Origin of the sequence: Herbaspirillum autotrophicum, assembly GCF_001189915.1 — a bacterium.
Classification (GTDB): Bacteria; Pseudomonadota; Gammaproteobacteria; order Burkholderiales; family Burkholderiaceae_D; genus Herbaspirillum; species Herbaspirillum autotrophicum.
Window position 1 is genome coordinate 19,519 of record NZ_LFLS01000048.1, and the last position, 12,432, is coordinate 31,950.

8 protein-coding genes and 1 pseudogene are annotated in these 12,432 nt (G+C 59.0%); 1 reads left to right on the forward strand and 8 read right to left on the reverse strand.

Features of this window, described 5'->3' with window-relative positions:
• Nucleotides 1–11: 11 nt before the first annotated feature.
• Together AKL27_RS24930 and AKL27_RS24935 are read right to left on the reverse strand one after the other, a co-directional pair.
• Nucleotides 12–779, reverse strand: coding sequence for a 3-hydroxyacyl-CoA dehydrogenase (locus AKL27_RS24930; RefSeq protein ID WP_050465594.1), 768 nt, complete (start codon nucleotides 777–779; stop codon nucleotides 12–14).
• A gap of 21 nt (nucleotides 780–800) precedes the next feature.
• Entirely contained in the window at nucleotides 801–4,313 is a 3,513-nt protein-coding gene (locus AKL27_RS24935; protein ID WP_232311098.1) for an indolepyruvate ferredoxin oxidoreductase family protein, read from the reverse strand.
• Between the two features lie 144 nt (nucleotides 4,314–4,457).
• Here AKL27_RS24935 and AKL27_RS24940 point away from each other — a divergent pair, with 144 nt between their 5' ends.
• Complete coding sequence (locus AKL27_RS24940; RefSeq protein WP_050465595.1) at nucleotides 4,458–4,916, forward strand: Lrp/AsnC family transcriptional regulator; 459 nt, start codon at nucleotides 4,458–4,460, stop codon at nucleotides 4,914–4,916.
• A 35-nt stretch (nucleotides 4,917–4,951) separates the two neighbouring features.
• On the opposite strand, the gene AKL27_RS24945 is transcribed toward AKL27_RS24940, so the two are convergent.
• The 6 genes and pseudogenes from AKL27_RS24945 to AKL27_RS28240 all read right to left on the reverse strand — a co-directional run.
• Entirely contained in the window at nucleotides 4,952–5,170 is a 219-nt protein-coding gene (locus AKL27_RS24945; protein ID WP_050465596.1) for a hypothetical protein, read from the reverse strand.
• Between the two features lie 73 nt (nucleotides 5,171–5,243).
• Nucleotides 5,244–8,060: an ATP-binding protein gene (locus AKL27_RS24950; RefSeq protein ID WP_050465597.1), complete on the reverse strand. Its 2,817-nt coding sequence runs from the start codon at nucleotides 8,058–8,060 to the stop codon at nucleotides 5,244–5,246.
• Between the two features lie 7 nt (nucleotides 8,061–8,067).
• Nucleotides 8,068–8,799 carry a hypothetical protein gene (locus AKL27_RS24955; protein WP_050465598.1) on the reverse strand — a complete coding sequence of 244 codons (732 nt, stop codon included), beginning with the start codon at nucleotides 8,797–8,799 and terminating at the stop codon, nucleotides 8,068–8,070.
• Nucleotides 8,792–10,150, reverse strand: coding sequence for a hypothetical protein (locus AKL27_RS24960; protein WP_050465599.1), 1,359 nt, complete (start codon nucleotides 10,148–10,150; stop codon nucleotides 8,792–8,794). Before AKL27_RS24960 ends, AKL27_RS24955 begins: the two co-directional genes overlap by 8 nt.
• 183 nt (nucleotides 10,151–10,333) lie before the next feature.
• Nucleotides 10,334–12,136 (reverse strand): methyl-accepting chemotaxis protein, encoded by a 1,803-nt coding sequence (locus AKL27_RS24965; protein ID WP_050465600.1) that lies wholly within the window; start codon nucleotides 12,134–12,136, stop codon nucleotides 10,334–10,336.
• A gap of 94 nt (nucleotides 12,137–12,230) precedes the next feature.
• Nucleotides 12,231–12,432 (reverse strand): annotated as a pseudogene (locus AKL27_RS28240) (aromatic amino acid lyase); the annotation flags it as partial.

Sequence of the window (12,432 nt, forward strand, 5' to 3'; positions counted from 1 at the left end):
CATGTTCAGGGTCAGCGCGGCCCCATGCGCAAAGCGCCATCGAGCCGGATCACTTCGCCATTCAGGTAGCTGTTGCCAATGATATGCCGGACCAGCCCGGAAAAGTCAGCCGGTTTGCCAAATTGTGACGGAAACGGAATTGTCCGCGTCAGCGAATCCTGTACTTCTTGCGGCATGCCCAACATCAGCGGGGTTTCCATCAGGCCCGGCGCAATGGTCATGACGCGGATCGCATGGCGCGCCAGTTCTCGCGCGACGGGCAAGGTCATCGATACCAGTCCGCCTTTCGATGCCGCATAGGCGGCTTGTCCGATCTGCCCGTCATAGGCGGCGATCGATGCCGTATTGATGATCACGCCGCGCTCGGCGCTGTCCGCATCGCCATGTTCCAGCATGGCCTGTGTTGCCAGCCGCAGCATATTGAAGCTGCCGATCAGGTTGATCTGCAACACGCGTGAAAATGAGGCCAGTCCATGCGCGCCCTGCTTGCCGGCAATCTTTTCGGCGGGTGCAATGCCGGCACAATTGACCAGACCATGCAGGCTGCCGAAACTGCGCACCGCTTCAGCCACCGTGGCTTGCGCACTGGTTTCGTCGGTGACATCGGTCAAGACAAACTTTGTTTGCGCGCCCAGTTCCGCTGCAAGTTGTTGTCCCTGTTCTTGATTCACATCCGCCAGCACCACATTGCCGCCTTCCGCCGCCAGCATTTTCGCAGTCGCCGCGCCCAGACCCGAAGCGGCGCCGGTGACGATGAAGGTTTTATTCTTTATTTCCACATGATTCTCCTGATAAGCCGTTCACGCTGCCTTGATGCTGATCTGACGAAACACCGGCTTGGCGAACCGGGTCAGCAACAAGGCCTTTTGTTGTTCGTAATCCTTGATCGCTGCCAGCTTGACCGGACCGTAGCCGCGCACCATCGCCGGCAATGCGGCCAGCTCGGTGGCGACGGCCAGATTGTCGCGATTGAGACCGGCGCACAGCGTGTCGATCATGGCAAAGTAATCCGTCACCAGTTGCCGTTCGAGACGCCGTTCTTCGGTACGACCGAACGGATCAAAACGACTGCCGCGCAATCCGCGCAGCTTTGCCAATACCTTGAATGCCGACAATACCCATGGGCCGAACTTGCGCTTGCGCGGGCGGCCGGTGGCAGCATCGATGCGTGACAGCAATGGCGGTGCCAGCCAGATGCCGATGTTGCTGGCAACCGAAAATTGTTGCATCAGCGCCGCCTTGAATTCCGGCGCGGCATACAGCCGCGCGACTTCGTATTCATCCTTGTACGCCATCAACTTGTAGGCTTGCCGTGCTACTGCCAGCGCAAAAGCACCGTCGTCGACACTACCGGCCACGGCCTGCTCGGCCTGACGCGCGCGCATCGCCAATTGCCGGTAACGCTGAGCATAAGCAGTATCCTGATACGCCACCAGCTCTTGCTGAAAATGCATCAGGGCATCGCCGAAATTCTTCGGCGCCGGTGCGTTCACCGAAGCGGCCTCGCCATCAAGCAAGGCCAGCGTCGCCGGGCTGGCAGCCGCAATCCGCCCCCAGCTCAAGGCCCGCTTGTTCATCTCGATGGCGGCGCCATTCAATTCAATCGCCCGCTCCAGCGCCGCCAATGACAATGGCACCAGGCCGCGCTGCCAGGCATACCCCAACATCAGCGTATGGGCCGCCACGGTGTCGCCAAACAATTGCTGCGCCAGGGTGCTGGCGTTGAAGGTATGCATCACGCTGCTGTTGCGCTGCACGCTGTCCAGCATGGCATCCACCGGCAATGTGGCATCGCGTTGCGTGACCACATCGGCGGTCGGGGTCTGATCCAGATTCACGATCGCGGTGGTGCGCGTAGCAGCCAGCCGCAGCAAGTTGTCGGCCCCGGCGGCCACCACCAGATCGGTGCCGATCAGCAAGTCCACGGCACCGATACCAATGCGCACGGCGTCGATCTCATCCGGGCTGGCAGCGATCCGCACCTGACTGACCACGGCGCCGTTCTTTTGCGCCAGGCCGGTAAAGTCGAGCACGCTGGCGCCCTTGTTTTCCAGATGCGCCGCAGCGCCGAGCAAGGCACCCAGCGTCAGCACGCCGGTGCCGCCAATGCCGGTGATATAGATGTTGTAGGCGTGGGCCGGCAAGGCCATCGAGGCTGGCGGCAATTGTGCCAGCGCGTCCGCTTCAATCGTCTTCATGCGTGCCGCGTCAGGCTTGCGCAATTGGACGCCGTCGATTTCGACGAAGCTGGGACAGAATCCCTTGACGCAGGAAAAGTCTTTGTTGCACGCACTCTGGTTGATGACGCGCTTGCGGCCGAACGCGGTTTCCAGCGGTTGCACCGCGATGCAGTTGGACTGCACCGAACAGTCGCCGCAGCCTTCACACACACGCGGATTGATGAACAACCGTTTGTCGGGATCGGGATATTCCTTGCGTTTGCGCCGGCGGCGTTTTTCCGAAGCGCACGTCTGTTCATAAATGATGGCAGTGACGCCCGGCACTTCGCGCATCTCGCGCTGCACCTGATCCATCTGATCGCGATGATGCACTACGACATTCGCCGCCAGTTCGGCGTTGCCCTGCCAGCGTTGTGGCTGATCCGACACCAGCGCAATGGTGCTCACGCCTTCGGCATGCAACTGACGCGTGATGCGCGCCGGATCGATCTGGCCTTCGGCCGGCTGGCCGCCGGTCATGGCGACGGCATCGTTGTACAGAATCTTGTAAGTGACATTGGTCTTGGCCGCCAGTGCGGCGCGAATCGCCAGCAAGCCGGAATGCTGATACGTGCCGTCGCCGAGATTCTGGAATACGTGGCGGGTCGCCGAAAATGGCGCGGCACCGATCCATTGCGCGCCCTCGCCGCCCATCTGGCTGAAGGTGCTGGTTTTCAGTTCGGGTTCGGTCAGCGCCATCACATGACAACCGATACCGCCGCCCGATACCGAACCATCCGGCGATTTGGTCGAGGTATTGTGCGGACAGCCGGCGCAGAAATAGGGACGCCGCACCGGGGTTGCCACGTCACTACGGAACCCGCCGCTGGCGGCCGCTTGCAGCGCTTGCAACCGGGCCTTAAGTGCCGGTGCGCGCTCACCGATGCGCGCCAGCAGCACTTGCGCCAGCAATAAGGGATTGAATTCGGATATTTCCGGCAACAACGGCGCGCCATGCTGGTCGGTTTTGCCCACCACCCGCGTGCGCACCGTGGCATCGCTGTGATACAGCGCATCCTTGATCTGGGATTCGACAATCGCGCGTTTTTCTTCGACTACCAGCAGTTCTTCCTTGCCGGCCGCAAAGCGGCGCATGCCGACGGTTTCCAGCGGCCAGCTCATGCCGACTTTGTAAATCGCGATGCCCAAGGCTTGCAGATCGGCGTGGCTCAAGCCAAGGTCGCGTATCGCCTGCATCACATCCTGATGGGCCTTGCCGACGGTGACGATGCCGAGGCGGGCATTGGCGCCGGGCACCACTTCGCGGTCGATGCCATTGGCGCGCGCCCATGCCAGCGCTGCCGGCAAACGCTCGGCCAGCAAACGACGCTCCAGTTCAGCGCGCTGGCCCGGCCAGGCAATGCGCGGGTCCCAGTTCAGGCCGTGCGCGGGCACGATGAAATCGCTTGGCGTCACGTACACCGGGGTCTCCGGCAATTGCAGGGAACCGGCAGTTTCAATCACTTCAGCAATGGTTTTCAGACATACCCACAAACCGGAAAAGCGCGACATGGCAATCCCGGCCAGGCCGAACGCCAGAATTTCTTCCAGATTGGCCGGTTGCAAAATCGGGATCGACGCCGATTGAAAGATGCCATCGGTCTGATGCGGATACATCGAGGACTGCGCCGCGTGGTCATCGCCGGACACTGCCAGCACACCGCCGAGCGCGGATGTGCCAAGCATGTTGGCGGCGCGCAAAACGTCGCCGGAACGGTCGACGCCGGGACCTTTGCCATACCAGATGCCGAACACGCCATCGGCCGTCACCTCGCCGAACGCCTTGTGCATTTGCGCGCCCCACAAGGCGGTGGCCGCCAAATCTTCATTGAGGCCCGGCTGAAACACGATATCGTGCGCCGCCAGATGGGCCGAGGCTTTCCATAATTGCTGATCGTAGGTACCGAGCGGCGAACCGCGATAACCGGAAATCAGGCCTGCCGTATGCAAGCCGTGCAAGCGATCCAGTCGCCGCTGCATCAGCGGCAGCCGTACCAGCGCCTGGGTGCCGGTCAGGTAAATACGGCCGGATTCGCGGCCATACATCTCGGCCGAGGTATAGGTCAAATCGCACTGGCTGCCGGGCTGGTTCACTATCGTCTCCATCATTGATTCGTTTTTATTCGCGGAATCAGTATAGAATTTGCCCTTTAGCATTTGTAACCATATTGGTTTATCGTTTGTATAAATATTAGTTATTTTTAACTAACAAAATGAATATTAGTAGTGCTCAATAAAATGAAACTCGACAAAATCGACATCAAGATACTCAACCATCTGGCTTCTGACGGCCGCATCGGCTGGCGCGAACTGGCCGACAAGGTGGGATTGACGCTGACGCCGACGTTGCGCCGGGTGCGTTTGCTGGAAGAGCGCGGCTATATTCAGGGTTACTTTGCGCGGCTTGATGAAGCGCGGCTGGCCGGTGAACTGGTGGTGTTCGTATCGGTGTCGATGGACAAGCAGGAACAGGAAGTGCTGGTCAACTTCGAGCAGCGCATTGCCCAGGTGCCGGAAGTGATGAGTTGTTTTTTGATGACCGGCGATGCCGACTATCTGTTACGCGTGGTCGTGAAAGATCTGCACACTTACCAGAGTTTTTTGGCGAATACGCTGACGCGCATTCCGGGCATTGCCCATATCAAATCCAGCTTTGCGCTGAAATCGGTATTGAGTCGCACCGCCCCGCCGCTGTAATTTGCAGACAGCGACGACGCGGCGCAAAGGCTGCTTCAGATCGGATTCTGATCGATCCAGTCACCGGAAAAATCGAGGATGTAGGCAATTGCATCATCTTCGCTGGCGAATTCATTGGTCGGCATTTCGCGCGCATAACGCACGACTGCGCCATCGTTCGACTCAATCGTGAAGCAGGCCACAATCATGCCGCTGTCCAGTGTCTGCAAGCGCGGTATCACGCGATTGCCTTTGTAGGGAAAACCTGTTGCCACATCAACTCCATGTCTGATTTGTTACTGCCGGCAGCGACAATCATGTCGCGCCGGCAATCGTGATGTTACCTGATTACGCCGCCTTCTCGCGGCGCCGCTGCAATACGAAGATCGGTTGCGCCCATGGGCTTTCACGTTTCTTCTTGCTGGTAATCAGGGTCAGTTCCGACGGATCGTAGACGTCGGTATTGTGCGTCAGCGGAGTCGTCATCAGATACTGGGCATCGGTATTCTTGAGGAACTCGCCGACCAGCTGGATGTTGCGGATATCCAAGTGGGCAAACGGTTCATCGATGAAGACGAAGCCGCCGGCACCGTCATCCGATTTCAGCAAGCCGATCAGCAAGATCAGCGACTTCATTACCTGCTGACCGCCGGACGCTTCGCCATCGTTCATGCCGATCGCGCCCTTGCCGTCGAATTTGAAGCGCACATGCAAACCGGCCTGCGCCAGTTGCACGTCATCGTTTTCCAGGCGCACCGGATCGACATGTACCTCAATCCCGGCCAGCTCCCCGAGTTCCTTCACATTGCGACCATAACTCTTGATCGTGTAACGCAAGCGCTCGATGTAGGCGCCACGGGCATTGCCGGTGGCTTCAATCGCGCGATTGTTTTGGTAACGACGTTCGTCAGTCTCGGCTTGACGCCCTTGCAGCAAGCTGCCCAGACGCACATGCTGATCGACCACGGTGTAGTCGGTTTCCCAGTCGTCGCGTTCCAGATCGGCTTCCAGCGTTTTCAGCCGCAATTCCACCTGATAGGTATTCTGATACTGCAGCGCCAGTTGATGGCGGCGCTCCGAACGCCGCCACGCAAACGGCAAACGACGCCATTCACGATGCACCGCCAACAGATTGGCAGCATGCGCCGCGCGTTCGTCACGATGACGGGCGAACGATTGACGACTGCCGGATTCGGCTTCCGCCAGTGAACGCTTGGCGGCATGCCACGCACCATCGGCACGGGTCCGGGTTTCGGTGGCAGTCTTGATCAGGCTATACAATTCGCCGAGACGAGCGCCGACTTCGGTCCGATTCGCCTTCAACGGTGCCACATTGCGTTCGGCTTCTTCAAACTCGGCCTGCCGCGCCGACAATTCCTTGGCTGCATCAACACCGGCAATGCGACTCTTGAGCGCACTGACTTCACCGGCGATCTTGCTGATGCGCAGCGTGATCTGATCCTCTTCTTCTTCCAGCTTGGGCAAGGCTTTTTGCAATGCCGCCAGACGCTGGCTGCGGCCGGCCTGACCGAAACGATAACGGGCGGCATCCACAAACACCGAGCGGCCACCGCGACGTTCGCGATGATAGGCTTCCGGCGTAATCCATTCATCCGAACCCGCGCGGCTGCCGGCTTCCACCGAGTCGACCCGGGTGATGCGCGCCAGTTGCTCGATCAGCCAGCCCGGCACCGGGCCGCTGAATTGCACCACCGACAGCAGGCTCTTGTCATTGACGCTCGGCGCATTGATGCGCTCGGGCACGATGAAGTGACCGTAACGTTCTTTTTCGCCGAGGCGGAACGCGGCGGCTGCCTGATTCTTGTCTTCCAGCAGCACCACCGAAGCATAGCTGCGCAATACCCCTTCCACCGCACCTTGCCAGCGCGGATCGGTGACCTCGACAATATCCGGCAACATGACGTGGCCGATGCCGGCTTCCCGCAAGGCGCGCCGCATGCCACGCACGTTTTCCGGCTCTGGCATGGCCGACTTGCCTTCGAGTGCCGAAATCGCGGCACGGTCTGCGGCCAGACGCGTTTCCAACGTATCGCGCGCCTGACGCTGACGCATCAGTTCCTTGTCTTTCTGTTCCAGTTGCACCGCGACATCGGCAATATCGGCATCCAGATCAGCCGCCAGTTTTTGCAGACGATCTTTTTGCAGCAACAGATTTTCTTGCGGCTTGAGTTGGTCGTTGAGCACTTGCAGACGCTTTTCCAGCGTCGACTTTTCCTCTTCCAAGCTCGCTTCCAACTGGTTCGCGGCACTCAGCGCGGCCACCTGCTCCGCCAGTTCCTGGCGTTTGCCCGACAACTGGCCATCCTGCGCCGCCAGCGATTTTTTGGTTTCGCGCAAGGCCTTGCTGACGTTGGCGGCCTTTTCGCGGATCTCGTGATACTGCAGGCTCGGCAATACCTCTTCCTGCAAATCGCGCCGTTCCTTGTTCAAGCCATCCCAGCGATGGTAGTTGGCGACCCGCAACCGCAAGCGTTCCAGATTGGTCTGTGACGATTCCAGTTCGGTTTCGAAACGTTTCAGCTCGGCTTCGGTATCGCGCTGATGGCGCTTGGCTTCATCGTAAGCGTCCAGCACTTCCTTGTCGCCGAACACCTGGAACACCAGATCCAGCAACTGACGCGGCGCGTATTCGCACAGTTTGTCGGTCTCGCCCTGCTCCAGCGCCAGCACTTTGGCCATCGCCGGCGACAGGCCGGCATTGGCCAGCCGCTTGCGATAGGTGTCCAATCCCAGCCAGTCGGCGGTATCGGGTACCGCTTCGATTTCAACTGCGCCGGCCAGCATCAGATACTGACGCTTCCAGTCGCCGCCATTTTTCTGGATCTGGCAAAACAGCGTGACTTCATCTTCGCTGAAGAACCCGGAACCGCGAAACGGCCGGTTCGACAATTGACGACCGGTGGCTTTGTTATCCACCACCGCGCGCAGCCATACCATCGGCTGCCCGGAGTGGCGGGCGTAATGTTTGTAGCTGCGCCCCATCGAACAATCGAGTCCGAACAGTGTGCGCAAAGCATCCAGCAAGGTAGTCTTGCCGGAACCGTTTTGTCCGGCGATGGTGATGATCTTGGCGTCCAGCGGAATATTCTTGACCCGTTGCCAGTAATCCCAATGCACCATTTCCAGCGATTTAATATGAAACATGAATTACCTATGTCAATTCTGATGGTGAAGCGATGTCTTCTGCTGCCGTTTCTGCGGTGTCGGCCACAGCCTCAGTCGCGCTGTCGGCGGCGACCTCAGGCACGGCCGCAGGACGCGGCGCCCACTGAAAAATATCCTGCAATGCGCCATTGACCACGCGTTCTTTCAGGGTGTCGGTATCCATCAGCAAGTCCAGCAGCGGACCTTCGAGGATGATGTCGTTGCGACGTTCGATGAAACCGAAGCGGCTGAGCTGGCCGAGATTCATGTCCATACGGGTTTTCTTGCCGAGCTTGTCGCCGAAGTCAGCCAGCAAGGCGCGGTAGGAAATGCCGATCGAAGCGTCTTCCGCACTCGGCAATGGCTTCTCTTTATCGAACATGTCGTTCTGGTCCTGCTCGGCATGCTGATGCGCTTCCTGCCGTTCGCGCTTGGGCAAAATGATCAGTGCCCACAACACCACCAGCAAAGCCACGCCATCGCGGCCCAGCCCCATGTTGTTGTTTTGCCAGACTTCACGTTCGCCGAACACTTTCGGTTCGACATCGCGCGTCAGCGCCAGTGTCACGTGGTCGGCATAGACGTTGTCGAGCAGCTTCATGCCGCAGGCGGCCAGGCGCTGATCGATTTCCATGCGGAATAATTCATCCGACAAGGCGCGCTTGACCAGCTTGTCTTTGCGCGTGAGGGCCTGATGCGTCAATAGTCGCGCAATCAGGATTTGTGCGTCGTCATTCATGCTTCGTATCCGTTGGCGTAGATGGTGCCGGCGGCGCAGACGGCGCCAGCGGGTTAAGGGTCAGGGCGCCGACTGAAATCGCGGCGACATAGGGATCTTTGAGTTTCTGCAAAATGTCCTGCGGCGTGAACACCAGCGGCAAACGGGCCATGGTGGCAGTGCCGCCCTGCAATACCGCTTCGCTCTCGTCGCCCAGCAGCGGCAACAGAGATGCACGGTACGAGGCGATGGCAAACGAGGCCGGCAACAGCGCCTGTTCGACCTTCATCGCTTTCGGCGGGGCATCGGCAATTTCGGTCAGACGGTCCAGCCAGGCGCCCAGTTCGGCCGGCATGCCGACACTCTGGCTTTGCGATACCGGCGCATCTTCACCGGTTGGCAAACTGGCGTCGATGGCAGCCACGCGGTCGGCCAGCAATTCATTTTCGGCGACGTCAATCATTTCTGCCGGCGTCACGAACAGCGGCTTGACCGGCTGCGCAATGGCATCAATCGCCAGCGCCGCCAAATCTTCCTGCTGCAACAGCCAGGTCTTGATATCGGTAGTCGACAAACCGGATTGCCCCAGATGCACGCGCTGGCGTTCGATTTGATTGAGCGCCCGCGAAAACATGCCCTGCATATTGAGCAAGGCACTCTGGGCCCGGCCAATCGCTTGCGCCGCGCGATGGGTGGCGGCATCCGCCTGGGAGTCGGAAGTGATGGCGTGAATGATCGCCGATCCCTTTTCCACCCAGTCGCAGGCATTGTTCCATTTCTCTTGCGCGGCGCGCAGACGGAATTCCGAACCGGACGCAATCGCATCGCGAAACTCTTCGGTCAATTCCACCAGCCGGCCCAGCAGGTGATGCAACTGCTCCACGGTCACGCCGCCGACCGCCTGCGCGCCAACCACTTGCGACAACAGGAAACCCATGTCGGCTTCATCGTCGCCCTTGCCGGTCAGCAGCAAACTGTCGATGGCGGCCAGTACATTGCGCGCCATCGGCGTCACCCGGTACACCCCTTGCGCCGCATCCCAGGCCAGCAACTGGTAGCTGCGCAGACGCGACAACACGGTTTCCAGACTGTCCGGATCAAGATAACCGAGCTTCATATTGATATCGGCGCGCGTCACGGTGGAACTGCCGACATCGGCGACCAGTTCGCGCAACACCAGCAGACGCACCATGACGCCGTTGAAACCGCCGTGAAACAAGGCAGTAAACGTCTGCAACAGGGGCTGCGCCTGCTTTAGCAGGAACACCTGTTCGATATCGTCTGGGGAGATTTCCGGCTTGAAGTAGGTCTGAAGAGAGATTTGCTGCTCATCGTCCTGCGATAGTGCGGTATTCGTCGAAATATTTTGCATCGACGCATTTTAAGGCACATGCGCCCGGTTGAACATTGTCCGGTGCCACGGATTGCCCAAGGATCAATAAAGAATTCATAAAATTGACTAATTGACAATGAAAACATTGCCTTTCAGCACCATCCCGGGCCGAAATGCCTGCACATTCGCGGCCCGGGAATGAATCCCTCGCGCTTACTGCCCTTATTTGTCCATTTTGAAGCCGCCGACGATTTCTGCCAGCTTGACCGCCTGATCCTGCAAGGATTGCGCCGCTGCTGCCGCCTGCTCCACCAGCGCTGCATTTTGCTGGGTGGTTTCATCCATATGGGTCACGGCGCGGTTGATTTCATCGATGCCGGTACTTTGTTCGCTGCTGGCGCTGGCAATTTCACTGACGATAGCGCTGACATTGCGCACGCTGTCGACAATATCGTTCATGGTGCTGCCGGCCTGTCCCACCAGTCGACTGCCGTCGGCCACCTTCTCTACCGAATTGTCGATCAGGACCTTGATTTCCTTGGCCGCTGCCGCACTGCGTTGCGCCAGGCTGCGCACTTCACTCGCCACCACCGCAAAGCCGCGTCCCTGCTCACCGGCGCGTGCTGCTTCCACCGCCGCGTTGAGCGCCAGAATATTGGTCTGGAAGGCAATGCCGTCAATCACGCTGATGATCTCGACGATCTGGTTGGCCGAGGCATTGATCGAATCCATCGTGGTCACCACATTGCCCACCACCTGACCGCCGCGAATCGCGATATCCGAAGCGGCCGCCGCCAGTTGATTGGCCTGGCGCGCATTGTCGGCGTTCTGGCGCACAGTGGAGGTCAATTGCTCCATCGCCGACGCGGTTTGTTCCAGCGCCCCGGCCTGCTGTTCGGTACGGCCCGACAAGTCCAGATTGCCGTCAGCGATTTCGCGTGAGGACACCTTGACCGAGTCACTGGTGGTGCGGATTTCGCGCAGAATCAATGTAATTTTCTTGACGAACAAATTGAACGATCTGGCAATCTGCGTCACTTCATCGTTGCCGTCTTCGGGCAAACGCAATGTCATGTCTCCGCTGCCGGAGCTGATGTCATCCATGGCTTTGCGCACCTGTGACAACCGCCGGAAGATCGCAGTGGTAATGGCACCGATCAACAGCCCGGCCACCAGCGCGACGATGATGGTCGCCAACAATGACGACTGCACCGCCTTGCGCATCCCGGCCGTGACTTCGGCCTTGTCGATGGCGACTACCAGCGTCCATTCCGTGCCTTTGATCGGCGTCGTCTGCAACAGCTTGGTGGCGCCATCGAATTGCATTTGCACGCCGTCCGCCGACTGGCCGAGTTCCTTGATGGCCTGCGGCGTCAGCGCCGCCGCCCATTCGGTCGCCGGTTTGTTGATCCATTTGGCATCCGGATGGGCCAGCATCAAGCCATCCTGATCCACCAGGAATGCAAAACTGGCCGGGGTCGGATGCACCGCCGTCACCACTTCGCGCACGCCATCGAGAAACACTGCTGCCGCCACCACGCCGATCAATTGACCATCTTTTTTCACCGGCGCGGTAAATGACACCATCGGCTTCTTGGTGACGACATCGGTATACGGCTTGGTCACCACCGGTTTGCCGGCCGCCACCAATTGCTTGTACCAGGCACGTCCGGTCGGATCGTAACCGGGCGGCAAGCCGTCGGCACTCGAGGTGAAGGCGGTCTTGTCGGCCAGCCCCAGCGTGGTGACATAAAAGCTGCCCGATTTCTGCAACTGCTTGATGACAAACAAGGGATCGGCCAGTTGTACGCCATCGGCAGCCGCCTGCGTCATCGCTGCTTTGGAGGCCACCCACTCATCAATCGCCAGCCCGTAACCGGTGGTAATCGAGCGGGAATTCTGCGTGATCGAACGATCATTGTCGGCCTTGATAATCAAGTAAGAAACGCCGCCAACGATTGCCAGACTGACAAGGAGAATGGAAATGCAAAAAAACAGAATACGCGTTTTGATCGAGTTCAACATTGGCAGCTCCCTTTGTTTTTTTGATAAAAGCAATGAAATAGTACGACCACGCGAGGCTATTCTTGCACTATTTCATGGTGATGACGACAGGGGCTCAGGTGAACTCGCCAATTTGTGTGGCAACCGCGTCACGCACCGACCCGCTGGTCACAAACGAATGCGCCATCTGGATGTCGTTGTGGAACCAGCGGTCGCCGTCCAGGCACGCCGGAATCTGTTTGCGGATTTCATCGTAAGCGGCTTGCGTACCCTGCCCCAGCACAAAGCCCGGCAACAAATCTTCCGTCATGGTCAGC